The following is a 15088-nucleotide window of genomic DNA, read 5'->3' as shown; positions in this document are numbered from 1 at the left end:
GACAAACCACTATTCAAAATTTGTTTCAATCCTTATTCTAATGGAAGTAGCTCACGAAGTGATTCTGAATCCGTAAGGATCGCAGATCTGCTAGTGTTTCAATCCTTATTATGATGGAAGTAGCTCACGAAGTAGGCGATCAATCAGGAGTAAATACAAATATTCATGAGTTTCAATCCTTATTATGATGGAAGTAGCTCACGAAGGAAGAACAAAGCCATCCCCCGGCTGATCTATGATTGTTTCAATCCTTATTATGATGGAAGTAGCTCACGAAGCGGTAGGCTTCAAAGCAAAACTTAGCAGATAATGGGTTTCAATCCTTATTATGATGGAAGTAGCTCACGAAGAACTTCAATACTGTTCTTAAATTTTAAGCTTTCAAGTTTCAATCCTTATTATGATGGAAGTAGCTCACGAAGTCTACTAACATGAAAGGTGACTTTGTTTGTTTTAAGTGTTTCAATCCTTATTATGATGGAAGTAGCTCACGAAGAATCATGCGTTGTTACACCTCCCTTAGTCACCTTCAGTTTCAATCCTTATTATGATGGAAGTAGCTCACGAAGCCGGAATTAGCCGGCTGCCTGAATTAATGTAGTTGAGTTTCAATCCTTATTATGATGGAAGTAGCTCACGAAGTCAGAGTACTTTATATGGCTTATGTCGATGGTGTCTAGTTTCAATCCTTATTATGATGGAAGTAGCTCACGAAGCAGTTCGTCCGCGTTCTTAATGTTATGGACGTGAGGTTTCAATCCTTATTATGATGGAAGTAGCTCACGAAGTGGGTTCTTCTTTTGGCTTTGCCTCGCTTCGATCAAGTTTCAATCCTTATTATGATGGAAGTAGCTCACGAAGCTCAACACATACAGTGTTAGAGCTTTTTGTTAGCGGTTTCAATCCTTATTATGATGGAAGTAGCTCACGAAGTATGGGATTAGTATAGGCAAGTTATCTGATAGGCTCGTTTCAATCCTTATTATGATGGAAGTAGCTCACGAAGATTGACCCGTCAGGCGGATCCAAATCCATTAAAAGTGCGTTTCAATCCTTATTATGATGGAAGTAGCTCACGAAGATATTAGAGTTAGCCACGATTATAAGGATCTGTCTAGTTTCAATCCTTATTATGATGGAAGTAGCTCACGAAGCTTGGTGAATATTCAGCCGGTTATGTAGGAAACTAGTTTCAATCCTTATTATGATGGAAGTAGCTCACGAAGACAATATTGTGAAGTGGATTAATAGTAATTGGCCCGAGTTTCAATCCTTATTATGATGGAAGTAGCTCACGAAGCGCGCATCGCGATGGATAATACTGAACCCTTCATAGTGTTTCAATCCTTATTATGATGGAAGTAGCTCACGAAGGCCCAGGCCATTCAGTGCTTTTTTCGGCGCTGGAAGTTTCAATCCTTATTATGATGGAAGTAGCTCACGAAGTCGATTTCGGAGCTAAGTGGCTGTGAACTAATGAGAAACGTGCTTTTTACTATCGGCCTTTTTCTCAAAATCAGTACGTCAAAGAGCGGTATTTTACCTGTTTTTGGCAAATTTGCGTAAGCTAAAGTAATTGAAAGTCAGTTTGTTACGGCCTGTTTTCGACCATCTCCAAATAAATTGCCACCCGGAGGAAGTGCTACTGCGTGCAAACGTTCCGGTAGGTACAAGATAGGCAACGCTTTTTGTATTTGGTAGCCTTTGGGTAAGTCTTTCCGCCGATAATGGTCCTTATGCTGTCCGCAGCCGCCTTTACCTTCTCCACATCCTTACGGGCTACGGGCACTTCCAGCAGTTTGTTTTTGCTGCGGGTGTATACGATGTAGCCGCGGTTCACCTCTCCGCCGTAGTTTTCCTCTATCAGCCAGGCATAGCAGTAGAGTTGCGTCTTGTAGGTATCGTACAGCTTGCCTTCGTAGCGGGCAAACTTATAGTCCAGCGGGGCCAGCGTATCATCCTGCAGGGTGAGCACCTCGTCTACCCGGCCGCGCAGCAGGCCATTGGTCAGGTAGATGTCTTCCTGCTTGTCCTTTACGCCAATACGTTTGCGCAGGTAGCCTTTGTTCTCCTCCAGTTTGCGGTCGTGCAGCTCGCGTCCACGCATGACCTTATGCTGCTTCTCTTCATACTGCGGCAGCGTAAGCACGTACTCAAACCAGGTAAAGCGCGGACAATACAAATATTGTATAATGTGCGAGGGTGTTATGCTGATACAGGCACTCATAGAAACAGCGCCCTTACCTCATCCGACACCAGTTTTTTGTCAAAGGCCTGGCCCATAAGTATGCAGGATTGCAGCTCCGATTTGTTCATTGGGAAGATGTAGACTTTATCGACTTCCTCATCTATTTCTTCTTCTATCTGCAGTTCCAGCGTGTCTTTTTCGTGGCCGTTTAGCGTACCGAGGAAGCAGGAATACTGCACGCGGTACAGGCCGGCCTGCTTGCAGTATTTGGCCACATTGCGCCGCGCCTTATTGTCCTGTATATCGTATAGTACCCAGCAGATCATCAGTAGTCTTCCGTTTCATAGTCGTCATCCTTTTCCAGCAGGCTGTTCGCAAAGCCGTGGGCTTCGGCCTGCATGGCATTGGCCCTTGTCTGGTTGCGGTTCAGCACCCGTATGGTGTCCTCATCCAGGTAGTCCGTAAAGGCCGCTACCAGCAGTTGCTTGCCCTCCTTATTCAGCGAGTAGCCCACGCTCAGCTCATCGGTATGCTGCTGGTTTACCTTTTTACCGGAAAAGAGCCTGAACACCACCGTATCGGCATAGATGCGGTAGGGCTCTATGAAGTCATACACAAAGCTGAGCTGGTTATAATCATCGCGGTGCAGAAAGCCGGTATAGGGATCCAGCCCCGCCACCATCAGTGCCTTTTCCACCCGGCTGTACAGGATGCCGTAGGCGTAGTTCAGGAAGGCGTTGAAAGGGTCTTTGGCCGGTCGGCTGCTCCGGCCTTTAAAGGCCCATGCGCTGGGTATCGCTTCGCTGAGTCCGGCAAAGTAGAGTCTGCCCGCGCTGCCTTCCAGTCCGCGAAGGCTGTCCGCCACATCCGCCGTGCGGTCGCCTTCCAGGTCCTGCACGGACTTTTGCAGTTCGGCTATGCGCTCCCGCTTTTCGGTAAAGCTGGCTTTCAGATGCGGGCGGTGCCGCAGCAAATCAAAGAGAAAGTCCGCCTGGTTCTGCATCTTCCGAAGCGTCCAGTTCTTTACCCAGCGCAGGCCCGTTTCCGAAAGGCTCGCCTCCAGTTGCCGCTTGCGGATGCGCGTAGTGCTGCCGGGCTTGCTGTGCCACACCCGGCCAAAGGGCTGCCCTCCCCGCTCCAGGAACACAATATCGATATGGTGCGCCATCGCCAGCTTAATGGCATCGGTACTCAGCGCCGCCGAAGTGGTCATCACAATCGTCCGCACCTTCTGCGCGGCCACATGGTGCTTCTGATACTGCTTACTGCCTTCGGACTCCGGCACCCGCACTTCAAACAACTGGTCTTTGATGTGCAGGTAGGTGCCGTAGGTGTTTAGGTAGAGGTGCATTTATAAATTGATAATAACTGAGGAAAGAATAAGGTTTAAGAAGTTCCCCAGCCACTATCGCGGGTTTAGCGACAGCGTAACTCGTGATTACCATTTTTGTAAGTTTTCAACTTACTGCCTTTCAAGAAAGGCAAATGGTGGGGATGAGATAGAAAGTTTATTATTGAAAATTCTAGCCACTTAATTTATTAATTTCTATAGCCAATTCAAGGATTGAATTATATAGAGATTCTAAATCATAATTTTCTCCTTGAAACTTAAAATTCATCCCGTCAAGAGCTCTTAAAGATGCCTTATCTGGATAACCTCTTGTGCCAGTCACAAAATTCATATCAAAAAATGTATGATCATCATATTCTTTTATCCAAGAATCAAGTCTTTCATCAAAGTGCTCTAAGTGATTTCTTAACCTCCTAAATTGTCTTATATCAATTTGTATGAGTTGATCTCCAAAAACTTCTTTCCTAAAATTATTACTTCTAACATCCAGTAGTTTATCAATATTAGAAACATGAATGAGAAAATGATGGATACTCATAAATGATGGCAATACGGCATCATCTTCATAAGATTTTAAGAAAAAAGCATATGACAGCTTAGCAAATTCAATTTGTGTTTCTATTTCGCCTATGTAAACGTCTATTTTTCTCATTCTAGATGCTTTTTGTTTGGACATCCTTCACTCTCGCAATGTACGCCGTAGGATTCATTGGGGACAACTTCTCATAATAGACGACAATGGGTGTATACCATGCAATTGACAACCCTGCGGAGGTTATATCTGGCTTGTATGCATTAAATCCCCTACTTGCCCTTCAACTCTCTCATTCGATTCAAAAGTTTAACATGCTTATCACCTGTATAGCCAATTCTTTCATGCTCCATAAAAATATGATTCTCATCTACGAATGATTGCCTTTCCTGCTCTCTGAGTTATTCAAGCTCTTGGTTTAAATCAGCTAATCTGCTCCTGAGTTGCAATATGAACTTATCCAAAAATTCATCTCTATTTTTAAAAACTACACCCAACTTATCAGTAACCAATAGGTAGCTAATCTCTTCATTTAGCATATCAGTCATTTTATAAATTTTTCTAAACTCAATACCACTATCTTTTAACTGCGCTTTGAAATTCAGCCCCGTTAGCTGGCTAACTTTATCATATACTTCAGGATTGTAAGAAGGAATCTTCAACATTTTATAAAAGAGATTACTATTCTATGTTCTCGTTGATCTGTTTCTTTTAATACTGGCTTCGCGAAGTCGGACGCGGCCCGGTACCACTTCGCATAGAATGGGAACCAGGGGGTACAACCCCGCGATAGTAATTAGTTTTATATTATTGAAACTTCCCCATTTAGTTCAGGTATAGATCTCTATACTCCTTTAAATACCCATCAATAAAGACTATTCCATATTTATAGCATACAGATTTAAAAACTTCTTTCACCACCAATAAAACTTTGTCATTTATATTCACATTTCCGTAAAACTCAAGCCAATAAACACCTCTATTCTTCTTTAGCTCATAGGAATAATCACTCAAATCAAAGTCTTTATCAAAAAGGGTTAATAATATAGATTTAGCTGCCCATTCAAAATCCTCAAATAGCTTTTCCTCTATCTCAGATTCCTTTTCCAGTGCATCCATTATTTCATCTATATAATTACGCCTGTCATTCATGATTTCCTCATCATACTTTTGGAGTTTAGATTCTACTAGTCTCAAAGATGGCATTGCTTCTTTAAATTTTTCAATTGGCACTTGACTAGTGTAATATCTTATATCTCTTACCAGCTTACCTAAAGTATGATTATATGATCCTTCGGGTGAATCCAAATATTCGTATTTCAGTAAATCCATTTTCTTTATAATTCTAGTTTTTAAAATTTATTTCTAAGACAAAAAAAAGCCTCGCGGTAGTTAGTGTGTAGATTATAGGTTAAGTAGCTAGCAATTCCCAACAGCGTACCTCACCGTTGGGGGCCCCGCTATTCAGCGGGGACTAGTGCTAATTAGTAATATTAAGTATTGTTTAAAGGCTGGATTTATCTGCACTTACACCCCGTCCCTACTATCCAGCGGCAGCAAGGGTCGGTTTCGCAGGGGCTTTTGTTTTTATTGGAGCAGCCGCAATTGGCTGTGGTGGGGCATATCGTTACGCTGTTGCCCGGTTCTTCACAGGCAATGCCATCATTATCAGCATCCAGATCGCCCCTGCAATCCGGGTCTGCATCATACGCCGCCTGAGCAGCAGCCTGTGAGTAGTAGTCTGAACAATTAGTATCTATACAAGTGGGAGAGGGCAGGGGCGGCGGAGGCGACGTGGGCGATACATCGGAATCCGTAGTGCCCTGACAGCTAACTATAAATAATATTGCAATGCTCAGCAGCAAGCTCCTTAATGAATGTCTCATACTCGAAATGACTTTAGCCTGTTCAATTAAAATAAGGGCAAGTAAAGGAGAAGCTGAAAAGCGTTTTCCCAACACGGCATTTTATCATCCCAAAGCATTAATGAGTTATTGTCTAGCAGAAATTGGCTGTTTAACTAGTCTTGGAGAATTAGCAAATCGGCAGAATAATGCCGAATTGACGAAGTATGATCCTGTAAATAGTCTACAAACAACGAATCCGGCAGTACTTTGCCGGATTTATTGCTTTGATGGAGCATTAGCCGTACTTTTACCTAAAATCGGCAGAATATTGCTGGATATGGATATCAAGGAAATAGGAGAAGTAATAAAAGAGCGCAGGAAATTTCTCAGGATCACGCAGGAAGACGCGGGGGAGATTTCAGGCATATCAGAGCGCACCTTGCGTGATATAGAAAAAGGACTGGCTAATCCGGAATTGGCCAGCCTGATGAACCTGTGCGAAGTACTGGGACTGGAACTTACCATTGATGTGATCAAATGAGTAAAAAGGCGCAGGTATACAATAATGGCTTGCTGGCGGGTTTGCTGGAGAAGACCGAAGGGGAGGGGTATATTTTTTCGTATGATAAGGAGTATCTCAACAACCCCGATACATTTGCCATCAGCCTGACTATGCCCAAAGCCCCGGAACCCTATCGGTCAGAAGTGCTTTTCCCTTTTTTCTTCGGCCTGTTGTCAGAAGGCGTAAACCGGCAAACACAATGCAGGCTATTAAAAATTGATGAGGATGACCACTTCAGCCTTCTACTTAAAACGGCGGGCAGCGATACGATAGGTTCCATTACCATTAAAGCATTATCATCATGACCTGCAGGGGGTGTTTAAAGGAAAGCGAGAGAGATTTTTGCACGAAATGCCGCAAAGAACTATTTGATAGGAAGAAAGTAAGCTCAGTTTTACCTTTCCCCTCTCCGTATGCAGATGAGTCAGAAGCCTTTCCGGATCAAACTAAGAGAATATCCATATCCGGCGTACAGGTAAAGTATTCCCTGAGCCTGGAAGACAATGTGCTTCAGCTTACCAAAGAAAGTGGTCAATATATTCTTAAACCCATACCCGTAGGAACGTTTAAATACCTGGATCAAACCCCGGCAAATGAGCACCTGACCATGCAGATTGCAAAACAGGCATTTAAACTCAGCGTACCTCCAAATGCACTAGTCTACTTTAATGATAAAACCCCGGCTTACCTTGTACGCAGATTCGATCAAACCAGCGACAGTAAGCGGCAGCAGGAAGATTTTGCTCAGATAGCGCAAATGACTTCAGAAACGCACGGAACAAACTATAAGTACGACCTGTCCTATGAAGAAATTGCCGGGCTGATCAAGCAATATATCCCTACACACAGAATAGAAATGGAGAAGTTCTTTCGCCTGATCCTATTCAATTATATATTCTCAAACGGAGATGCCCACCTAAAGAACTTCTCGGCCATACAATCCGCGCAGGGAGACTATGTGCTTACGCCAGTATATGACCTGCTGTGTACCCGTATCCATTCGCCAAGTGAATCGGACATGGCACTGACCCTGTTTAAGGATCGCTTTTCAACAACCTATGACGATTATGGCTTTTATACCTACCAGGATTTTTATGAATTTGGCCATCTAATCGGCATCAGGGAGTCACGGATCAAAAAGATTATTGCAGAGTTTACAACCCCCACCGACCTGATTCATTCCCTTATTGACCGCTCCTTCTTAAAAGACCAGCTAAAGGCCGCTTACAGGAATCTCTATGAAGATAAAGTAAAGAGGCTGAAGATGATGCCTAAAGATGACTCACGGTAGAGCCTCGCGGCAGTTAGTGTGTAGATGATAGCTTAAGTAGCTAGCAATACCCAACAGCGTACCTCACCGATGGGGGCCCCGTCATACGACGGGGACTAGTGCTATTCAGGGATTGACACTAATTAACAACTAACCATTAACCATTAAAAGAAACCACCCCAAATCCCCGACTAACCGCTTTCCCAAGCCCCACCGCACCCGGCAGCAAAGCATTGGTCGTAAACTCCCCCGTAAATCCCAGCATTTCCTGGTTTTTGAAGTTGATGCGTTTTGGGCTGAGCTTGGCGGTGAGCAGGATGCGCTCATCGGGTGAGAGGCGCAGGGCCATGCCTTTGTAGAAGCTGAGGATGTTGCCGGTAAGGACGCGCTGCAGCAGCTTTTGCTGCTCTTCCGGGCTGGCCTTTTTGTATTTCTGGTAGTTGGCTTCGTTCAGGCCCAGCCAGGGGTTTACGAAGGTGTACTGGTGCAGTCCGGAGGGGTCTACGCCTATGGCTACCTTTTCCTGCCGTAGGTCTTTGCCTTGTATGGTGTAGTGGGTACCGGCTATGTCCAGCTCGCGCACTTGCAGGAATAGCTCCGTAAGCAGCCCGGCGCCTTCTTCCAGCCCCAGCAGGGTGGGCACGCCTTTGATGACTTTATACTGCACCAGCGGGTAGCCATAGCGCAGGCTGCCGTCCTCGTAGTGGTTGTGCAACAGCGGACTATGCTCCCGGAACAGGTTGCCGAAGTACCCGCGCAACTGCGCCGCCTCCCGCCGCTGCAAGCGCAGATCGGGAAAGCGCAGCGTGGTGGTCTGTATAGTATGTGGTTTTGTGTCTGTGGTTTCCATTTTTTCTTAAACTAATAAATCAGGTAAGCACCTGTCCCCGCTGAATAGCGGGGCCCCCATCGTCTGGCACTCTGCTACTATACCCACAACTGCTTTTAGCAGGGTGTCTGCATAAACCCACCCCGGACGGAATATTATTGTTTCATAAGCAATATTGTACGCCTGCCCCTCCATGGAGGGGATTTACTGCATCTCTTTAGCCATCTCTCTACCATTCCCAGAGGTCGCTTTAAGCAGTCTTTCTGCTAGTAGCCGGGGGACCCTCCGTCAGTTGACGGACAGGCTGCTATGCAGCGGGGATTGTGCTTTAAGGCCAGCTTACAGTATCATCGCTCCTTTCTTTTCTTCTTTTTCAGCCTTCTCAGGAATTATAAACCCCATTTCCTCATCATAAAACTCACCTACCTCAATCACAAAAAAACCGTGCTGTTTCTCCATGCTGCGGCCTACGGTTTGAGCGGCATCTTTTACAGGTACGTTGATGACGTGGTCGTAGAAGAAGTTGCGGAACGGGCGGAATGCCTTTTTACGCTCGTGGCCTTTTAGTTTTCCATCTTCCATCAGGGTTGCGTACCTGTCCCAGACTTCCTGTGCTTCATGGTCCAGCAGTACGAATACGCTATCCGTTTCACGCTCCTCTATAAACTCAAACTTACCCACCTCGCCAAACTCCATGGCCGCCATGTTATTGAGCAGATCTTCGTCTGCATTATCGGCAAACTGTCGGACTTCTTTGAAGTATGCCTGGATAATCTGAAGGTAATCCTTCTCCGGTATTTCGGCGTAATGCTTTAGTACCGATTTGGTTTTGTCTAATAGCGGGCCTCCGTACACTTTCGAAGTACCGCTTTTCCACTCTTTAATTTTATAAAGAAAAACGTCTGCCTCCCGGTCCTGCTTGTTATAGCGGTTGGCCCGGCCTGCGGCCTGTATGATGGAGTCCAGCGGTGCCTGCTCCCTGAATACGGCCCCCATGCTGATGTCTACGCCTGCTTCTATGAGCTGGGTGGTGATGAGGACGAGCCTTCCTTTGTACTTCTTATTCTTCACCTCATCTATCACCTTTTTCCGTTGGCGCGGGGTAACGTAGGTGCTGAGGAAGCGGAAGGTCGTGTGCCCGTCTCCCCAATTATCCTTTAAAAAAGCATAAGTCTCCCGTACTGTCCTTTTGGTGTTCACGATTACGAGCAGGTCTTTGTCCTTATGCTCTTTTCCATACTCCATAATGTCCTGCCAAAAGGCATCTTTACTTACCTCCGTGTTCAGCTTATTGTGCAGCCGCGTTCGGTTAAAGAAGCGGAAGTACTGCCCGTAGTCCGGCACCAGCTCTGTGATTTCCTCGCCGGGTGTGAAGATGAGGGGCTGGGTGGCCGTAAGCAGGATAAAGCGGGTGCCGCAAAGCTGGCTCAGGGCATGGCAGGCTTTGTTAAATAGCTTCCAGTACTTCCAGGGGATCTGCTGCACCTCGTCCAGCACCACGATGGCATTGGCAAAGGCCGGTAGCTTCAGCAGCATGCTTTTGTTGGCACTGAACAGGGTTTCCATCAACTGCACAAAGGTGGTAGCGACTACGCGCGACTGCCAGGTCTCTATCATAAACTGGCTCTTGTCCTCGTCCAGCTCGTCTTCCGATGTTTTGTAGGCAGGCTCTGCCCGGTGGTGATGGGTCAGGAACATATCCGACCCCTCGCCGAGGATGTCCCGGTATACCTGCGCGTTCTGGTCTATGATGCAGGTAAACGGAATGCACACGATGATTCGGGGGTCGTCTACGGCGCTCAACTCTGCCAGCTTCATCGCCAGGGCCATGCTTGTTACCGTTTTGCCCAGCCCGGTGGGTAGGGTAATGGAGTAAAAGTGCTGCTCCGGGCTGTACACCTTTTCCAGATTTTGGAGGCTTTCGAAGTAGGCCTGGTTCTGTTTTTGCCTCAGCCCTTTCTTAAACTCATTCCACCCATTTTCTTCTCTATATTCATTAATCGCTTTAAAGGGTAAGCCCGGTAGCCCTTGCCTCTCACCCACAATCACATCCTGCTTATCGGCCTGCAGCAGGCAACCGTATATGGCCTGGTGGCCGTAGAACCACAAAAGCTTTTCTTCCGGCTTTATCTTTCCCCATACCCTTTTGTGTTTGAGGTATTTCTTGCCTAGCAATTGAGCATGAAACGCATCACTTTGTAACTCATCCATCAGCTCCGGCCATTCCGGTAACGTTAGTGTTTCGCCTAGCAATTCCCCCAACATCAGGCCAGCCTCTTCCGGCATGGCGGCAAACTGATCTTTCAGGTCAGACACATCCGCATCCGCCAGCGCCACATCTGCGCTCAGGTCGTTCAGGTTGCCGTGGTGCCTACGCACGGCCGTGTATACAAAGAGCGGCCCCCATATTTGCAGCAAGCCATCCGCATTTTGCTGCTGCAGGTACCGCTCTGCCAGCCAAAAGGCGATAATGGCAGAGGGATGGGCGTGGTTTTTCAGGTGGCTGTGCACCTTATGGGGATTCCGAATGTAGGCCTGAAAGTAACGCGTAGCCTTGGCGATGTCATGGCAGGCCCCGGCTATCCGGCAAAGGGCCGGCAGGTGCGGCCCCAAACCGAATTCCGTCCCGTAAAGCTTCTTTGCCAGTCTTTCGCATTCATCCGCCACCTGACGCAGGTGGTGGATGAGGGGTACGCCGGGGTGTGACCAGATGTGCTTCATATTATAAAAAATGAATATGCTGCCCGGTCTGGGTACGGTAGAGTTCTGCGCCCTTTACCTTTATGGGGTTGCCGTGCGTTTCCAGCAGTACCTCGCCGTAGCGGCCTATCTCGCGCTGCAGGTTCATTTCCAGCGGCAGGGTATCGGTATGGTAGTGCTGCTCATCTCCAAAATCAATCAGCCTCCCTTCCCCTTCCAGCAGGCTCAGGTTTATAGCCGAGTGGCATGCTTCAAACTCATCATCTCCGCTCACCTTCTTTAGCTTTTCTGTGCCCTCACCGTCCAGCTCAGCCGTAAACTGGCTCAGGCCCAGGTAGGGCGTAAAGTGGTGCCTGCGCACAGACAGCCGCTCCGCCAGTTCATCGCGACGGGGGTGGTCCCACTGCAGGTATATGCGGTAGGCCAGGTCTTTCAGCAGTTCAAACTCTACCTGCGTGCGGCCCTTGTTCGCCCGGCCGTCCAGGTTGTAGTAGTCGGCAAAGGCCTTGGTATTGATCAGGTTAAAGCCGATGTACACTTTCTTTACGGGATGAATGACCTGCACGGCCCAGCGACAGCGCTTCGGCGAAAAGGCTTCGCGTAAGGGCTCCCCACCACCCGGCAGCTTGCCCCCGCTGTCTTCGCGCTCTATACCCAGCACCGCCCCCATCAGCCCCGCCAGAGCCGTAGGCCCCGGCAGGCTGTAGCTCAGCGGAGAGGTGGTGGTGTTAAACTTGCGGAAGTGCCCGTATTCCCCGCGCAGGGTGAATGCCAGTACTTCCTCAGAGTTCATTCGCCTGGTAGTTTTTGCTTGTCCACTTTATTTTCTCATCACCATCTACCAGTTGCAGGCGGTTGTCTATACGCACCTCCACATGGTCTATTTTGTCCGCCACTTCGCGGATCGCCTCACGCAGGCGGCTCACATCCAGCGTATAGTCCTCCGTGCTGCGGATCATCTTTTCCGCTACCCCTTCATTGCTTTTCACCTGCAGCCGCTGGCGCAGGCTGCCTATCTGGTAAGAGTCTTTATAGTGTATGGCCACCATCAGCAGCGGAAATTGCCCGTACTTCGAGCGGGAGATCAGGTTTTTGGTACCTTCCCATATCCCCTCCATCAGTAGCGCGCGGTCCTCCTCCGTCATGTGCGTATACTGCGCCGCCTTTTCATTGATGATGCCGTTAAAGCCAATCAGCGCATAGGGCAGCTTGTACTCCATACGGAAAGTGCTCTGCTTTTTGCCATCTCCGCTACTAAAGGCACCCGTGCCCTGCTCTGGTGTTACCTCCGTTTTGTTCAGTGAGCGGCCCATCTGAAACTGCACCGGCCCGGTAAAGGTCAGGCTATCACCCTTTAGCGGCAGTACCGCACCAAACACCCGCACGTCCAGGCACTCTTCCAGCACCTTGTCCTTACTGTCTTTAAACTTCTCCGCCCGGCGCTTACCGGATACGATGAACTTCTCGCCCTTATCCCCCTCATAGCTCGTCTCTCTTACAAATATGTCCTTGCCATTCTCCCCGTTGTAGCCCTTGTATTCCAGCCAGTAGTCGCGGATGGTACGCTTCAGGCGCACATCGCTCACCAGTGCCGTGCTGTCCTCCGCATCGTAGCGCGGGCGGTTCTCGTTCATCGGGTCCCCGTTCGGGTTCGTGTTTTCTGCCTCAAAAAGAAATAGCAGTTCTGTGCGGTTGTTTATCGTGTTCATTGTGTATCTCTTATGCGATTTCAGTTTCTATTTCGTGTGTGTCTGCCTCTTCAGGATCGGTGCGGAAGTGCTGCCCCAGCTCCAGCCCCGCTACCAGGTAAAAGGATAGCTCGTTCGGGTCCATCGTTTTCAGCCTCTTCGCATTCGTAGAAAAGTTCAGCGCAATAAATTCCTTCAGCTCCCCATAGATGTAAAAGTGCTGGTACTGGTTCAGCTTATCCAGCGTGTCCATGTACAGCCGCATAATGTCCTGGTAGTTCAGGTGGTAGCCCTTAAACTTTTTGGCAAACGGCGTATTGTTCAGCTCCCGTTTCTGTATGTTGATCAGCAGGCGGATCAGTACGCCCACCGCAAATACACCCTGGTGCTCCTTAGTGGTCAGAAAGTCTGCTTTTTCTTCCAGGAAAGCCTTGAATTTGGCCATGTCAAAGGCCCTTTTCTTTGGTTCGCTCATAGTATATTGTGTAGAGATTGAGTCGTTCATTGTTTCCGCCACCATGTCCTGCAGCACCCCCAGCTTTTGCAGGTAGCGCATTACTATGTGGGCCTTCAGCACCGTAGTGCGCGTGTTTTCGTGCATTTTACCCGTCAGTGCATTGGCATGCTGCTCGCGTATACGGTGCATCACCCGCGCAAAAAACTCCGCCCGGTCTATCGGTTCACCCATAAATACCTTCTGCGTAATCGCGTAGTAGTCATTGCCCCGCCAAAGGCTATACAGGTGACTGAAGTTAAAGCGCAGGTCGCTCGTCGTCTTTTTCTTTGTATCGTAGCGGGCATTTTTGTAGAGTGCATGCCCATTAATTTCATTCGGTACTGTATTAAACATCAGCCGGAAGCGAGAGGGCAGTATCTCCTCCAGCATCAGCTTTATCGTAATCGCCTTCGTCGTCTGGTTTTCTTCGTAAAAGAGCAGGTTCAGCGTAAAGCTGTTATCCTCATCCTTCGCCACCTCCGCCAGAGCATCCTCCGTCACCACCCTGTTATCCTCCTTTTCCGGGTCTTTCATATCTGCCACCAGGTCCACCGCATAGCTAAGCGTGTCTTCGTCCATGGGCATTACCGCCTTTGGTATCATATAAAAATTGCGATGGTGAAAACGCTTCTGCAGGGCATTTACCACATACGTTTTGCCTACTTCCAGTTCCAGCGCGCAGTCCTTGCACACCGGGTAGTTTGCCCAGTTGCGCCGCTGGTCAAAGTAGCCGCTCACAAAGCCCGGCTTGTCCACCGTGGCATACTTAAAGGGCGAAGCAAAGCCATACACCTCGGGCTTTTGCTCCCGGCACACACTGCACACCTTCTTTTTCGCCAGGGACTTCTTGCTGTACTTCTCATACTTGCCCGTAAGGCCGTGCCCCTCCAGTTGCTGCTGTATCGTTTTGTAGTGCGTCAGCGGCCTCAGTGTGCCGTCCGGTTCCACCATCCGCACGGTAAAGCCCGCCTTGTTCTGCTCCGTTTTATCCCCAAGGCTGTCATATTTCTCCTGCAAAGCCGCCAGTATTGCCTCCTGCTGCTCCTCAAAGGCTTTTTTCAGGCTGCGAAATAGCCCCACTTCCTTAGGCGCATGTTTCTCCGCCACCGCCACCAGTGCGGGTAGTTGGTTTTGCACCAGCGTATTCATTTTTTTAGTAAAGTCCCCAAACTTGGTTGTCAGCGTAATGTCGCCACCCCGTGCCGAGCCTTTGCGGTAGCCGTATTCCAGGTAGTTATCATCGCTGGCCCTGTATATATCGCATGTCGCATACTCCACCGTCCCGTCCGGCTGCAGCGCAAAGTCCGCCGTTACCATCCAGTGGCTTTGCCCCGGCTTTATACTCTCCGCATAAAGCTGCCAGGGCTCCAGGTTCTGTTTCTGTTTCAGTTGCAGCCTGCCAATGGCCGCTATCGCTCGGTCTTGCATGGGTGGTTCATAGTTTTTCCGGTTTAATATGCTCACCACCCGCTTTCCCCGGAAGTTTTCTTTCCGAAAGCGGGGTTTGGGTTTCCGAACGATACAGAAAACAGTAAATTAATGAGGTAATTTTGGAGAGGAGGAAGAAGGGGATTTGGGCGTGTCCCGTCTGCTAATGGCAGCCGGGTCGGGCTATCACTACTCGC

Annotated in this window: 15 protein-coding genes and 1 CRISPR repeat array (1 of these 16 cut by a window edge); of the genes, 3 read left to right on the top strand and 12 right to left on the bottom strand. The window is 48.2% G+C overall.

Features of this window, described 5'->3' with window-relative positions; all coding sequences use genetic code 11:
* Positions 1 to 1446: a CRISPR direct-repeat array (repeat unit 37 nt; unit sequence GTTTCAATCCTTATTATGATGGAAGTAGCTCACGAAG) (it extends 271 nt beyond the left edge of the window).
* 196 nt (positions 1447 to 1642) lie between these two features.
* The 7 genes from cas4 to AB9P05_RS00995 all read right to left on the bottom strand — a co-directional run bounded on the left by cas4 (position 1643) and on the right by AB9P05_RS00995 (position 5957).
* Entirely contained in the window at positions 1643 to 2227 is a 585-nt protein-coding gene (gene cas4 / locus AB9P05_RS01025; RefSeq protein ID WP_371906956.1) for a CRISPR-associated protein Cas4, read from the bottom strand.
* The gene (gene cas2, locus AB9P05_RS01020) at positions 2224 to 2514 is read right to left on the bottom strand and encodes a CRISPR-associated endonuclease Cas2 (RefSeq protein WP_371906955.1); all 291 of its coding nucleotides are present in this window, start codon (positions 2512 to 2514) and stop codon (positions 2224 to 2226) included. The genes cas4 and cas2 overlap by 4 nt, the downstream gene beginning before the upstream one ends.
* A complete protein-coding gene (gene cas1 / locus AB9P05_RS01015; RefSeq protein ID WP_371906954.1) occupies positions 2514 to 3539 on the bottom strand; it encodes a CRISPR-associated endonuclease Cas1 in 1026 nt (341 codons plus the stop codon). Before cas1 ends, cas2 begins: the two co-directional genes overlap by 1 nt.
* Before the next feature lie 172 nt (positions 3540 to 3711).
* Positions 3712 to 4191 carry a hypothetical protein gene (locus tag AB9P05_RS01010; RefSeq protein WP_371906953.1) on the bottom strand — a complete coding sequence of 160 codons (480 nt, stop codon included), beginning with the start codon at positions 4189 to 4191 and terminating at the stop codon, positions 3712 to 3714.
* A 281-nt stretch (positions 4192 to 4472) separates the two neighbouring features.
* Positions 4473 to 4736, bottom strand: coding sequence for a hypothetical protein (locus AB9P05_RS01005; protein ID WP_371906952.1), 264 nt, complete (start codon positions 4734 to 4736; stop codon positions 4473 to 4475).
* Between the two features lie 160 nt (positions 4737 to 4896).
* A complete protein-coding gene (locus AB9P05_RS01000) occupies positions 4897 to 5403 on the bottom strand; it encodes a hypothetical protein (protein WP_371906951.1) in 507 nt (168 codons plus the stop codon).
* Positions 5404 to 5588: 185 nt separating this feature from the next.
* Positions 5589 to 5957, bottom strand: coding sequence for a hypothetical protein (locus AB9P05_RS00995; protein WP_371906950.1), 369 nt, complete (start codon positions 5955 to 5957; stop codon positions 5589 to 5591).
* Positions 5958 to 5964: 7 nt separating this feature from the next.
* Here AB9P05_RS00995 and AB9P05_RS00990 point away from each other — a divergent pair, with 7 nt between their 5' ends.
* From AB9P05_RS00990 to AB9P05_RS00980, 3 genes are read left to right on the top strand one after another with little or no spacing between them, the layout of a single operon-like run.
* Positions 5965 to 6459 (top strand): helix-turn-helix domain-containing protein, encoded by a 495-nt coding sequence (locus AB9P05_RS00990; RefSeq protein ID WP_371906949.1) that lies wholly within the window; start codon positions 5965 to 5967, stop codon positions 6457 to 6459.
* On the top strand, positions 6456 to 6785 hold the full coding sequence (locus AB9P05_RS00985; protein WP_371906948.1) for a HipA N-terminal domain-containing protein: 330 nt from the start codon (positions 6456 to 6458) through the stop codon (positions 6783 to 6785). Before AB9P05_RS00990 ends, AB9P05_RS00985 begins: the two co-directional genes overlap by 4 nt.
* Positions 6782 to 7771, top strand: coding sequence for a HipA domain-containing protein (locus AB9P05_RS00980; protein ID WP_371906947.1), 990 nt, complete (start codon positions 6782 to 6784; stop codon positions 7769 to 7771). The genes AB9P05_RS00985 and AB9P05_RS00980 overlap by 4 nt, the downstream gene beginning before the upstream one ends.
* Positions 7772 to 7907: 136 nt before the next feature.
* On the opposite strand, the gene AB9P05_RS00975 is transcribed toward AB9P05_RS00980, so the two are convergent.
* The 5 genes from AB9P05_RS00975 to AB9P05_RS00955 all read right to left on the bottom strand — a co-directional run bounded on the left by AB9P05_RS00975 (position 7908) and on the right by AB9P05_RS00955 (position 14891).
* Positions 7908 to 8600, bottom strand: coding sequence for a CRISPR-associated endonuclease Cas6 (locus tag AB9P05_RS00975; protein WP_371906946.1), 693 nt, complete (start codon positions 8598 to 8600; stop codon positions 7908 to 7910).
* Positions 8601 to 8918: 318 nt separating this feature from the next.
* A complete protein-coding gene (gene cas3 / locus AB9P05_RS00970; protein WP_371906945.1) occupies positions 8919 to 11300 on the bottom strand; it encodes a CRISPR-associated helicase Cas3' in 2382 nt (793 codons plus the stop codon).
* A 1-nt stretch (position 11301) separates the two neighbouring features.
* A complete protein-coding gene (gene cas5b, locus AB9P05_RS00965) occupies positions 11302 to 12072 on the bottom strand; it encodes a type I-B CRISPR-associated protein Cas5b (RefSeq protein ID WP_371906944.1) in 771 nt (256 codons plus the stop codon).
* Complete coding sequence (gene cas7b / locus AB9P05_RS00960) at positions 12062 to 12988, bottom strand: type I-B CRISPR-associated protein Cas7/Csh2 (RefSeq protein ID WP_371906943.1); 927 nt, start codon at positions 12986 to 12988, stop codon at positions 12062 to 12064. Before cas7b ends, cas5b begins: the two co-directional genes overlap by 11 nt.
* Positions 12989 to 12998: 10 nt before the next feature.
* Positions 12999 to 14891 (bottom strand): TIGR02556 family CRISPR-associated protein, encoded by a 1893-nt coding sequence (locus AB9P05_RS00955; protein WP_371906942.1) that lies wholly within the window; start codon positions 14889 to 14891, stop codon positions 12999 to 13001.
* Positions 14892 to 15088: the final 197 nt, after the last annotated feature.

It is taken from the genome of Roseivirga sp. BDSF3-8, from assembly GCF_041449215.1.
Lineage (GTDB): Bacteria > Bacteroidota > Bacteroidia > Cytophagales > Cyclobacteriaceae > JBGNFV01.
Note: the sequence above shows the minus strand (reverse complement) of the source record. Positions and strands in the feature narration are given on the sequence as shown.

What these genes read in the sequence shown, in the direction of transcription:
- cas2 (WP_371906955.1), bottom strand. Translation starts at nt 2,514, where the DNA reads ATGATCTGCTGGGTACTATACGATATACAGGACAATAAGGCGCGGCGC.
- cas7b (WP_371906943.1), bottom strand. Translation starts at nt 12,988, where the DNA reads ATGAACACGATAAACAACCGCACAGAACTGCTATTTCTTTTTGAGGCA.
- AB9P05_RS00990 (WP_371906949.1), top strand. Translation starts at nt 5,965, where the DNA reads ATGACTTTAGCCTGTTCAATTAAAATAAGGGCAAGTAAAGGAGAAGCT.
- AB9P05_RS00975 (WP_371906946.1), bottom strand. Translation starts at nt 8,600, where the DNA reads ATGGAAACCACAGACACAAAACCACATACTATACAGACCACCACGCTG.
- AB9P05_RS01000 (WP_371906951.1), bottom strand. Translation starts at nt 5,403, where the DNA reads ATGGATTTACTGAAATACGAATATTTGGATTCACCCGAAGGATCATAT.
- AB9P05_RS00955 (WP_371906942.1), bottom strand. Translation starts at nt 14,891, where the DNA reads ATGCAAGACCGAGCGATAGCGGCCATTGGCAGGCTGCAACTGAAACAG.
- AB9P05_RS01005 (WP_371906952.1), bottom strand. Translation starts at nt 4,736, where the DNA reads ATGTTGAAGATTCCTTCTTACAATCCTGAAGTATATGATAAAGTTAGC.
- AB9P05_RS00980 (WP_371906947.1), top strand. Translation starts at nt 6,782, where the DNA reads ATGACCTGCAGGGGGTGTTTAAAGGAAAGCGAGAGAGATTTTTGCACG.
- cas1 (WP_371906954.1), bottom strand. Translation starts at nt 3,539, where the DNA reads ATGCACCTCTACCTAAACACCTACGGCACCTACCTGCACATCAAAGAC.
- AB9P05_RS01010 (WP_371906953.1), bottom strand. Translation starts at nt 4,191, where the DNA reads ATGAGAAAAATAGACGTTTACATAGGCGAAATAGAAACACAAATTGAA.
- cas3 (WP_371906945.1), bottom strand. Translation starts at nt 11,300, where the DNA reads ATGAAGCACATCTGGTCACACCCCGGCGTACCCCTCATCCACCACCTG.
- AB9P05_RS00985 (WP_371906948.1), top strand. Translation starts at nt 6,456, where the DNA reads ATGAGTAAAAAGGCGCAGGTATACAATAATGGCTTGCTGGCGGGTTTG.
- cas5b (WP_371906944.1), bottom strand. Translation starts at nt 12,072, where the DNA reads ATGAACTCTGAGGAAGTACTGGCATTCACCCTGCGCGGGGAATACGGG.
- AB9P05_RS00995 (WP_371906950.1), bottom strand. Translation starts at nt 5,957, where the DNA reads ATGAGACATTCATTAAGGAGCTTGCTGCTGAGCATTGCAATATTATTT.
- cas4 (WP_371906956.1), bottom strand. Translation starts at nt 2,227, where the DNA reads ATGAGTGCCTGTATCAGCATAACACCCTCGCACATTATACAATATTTG.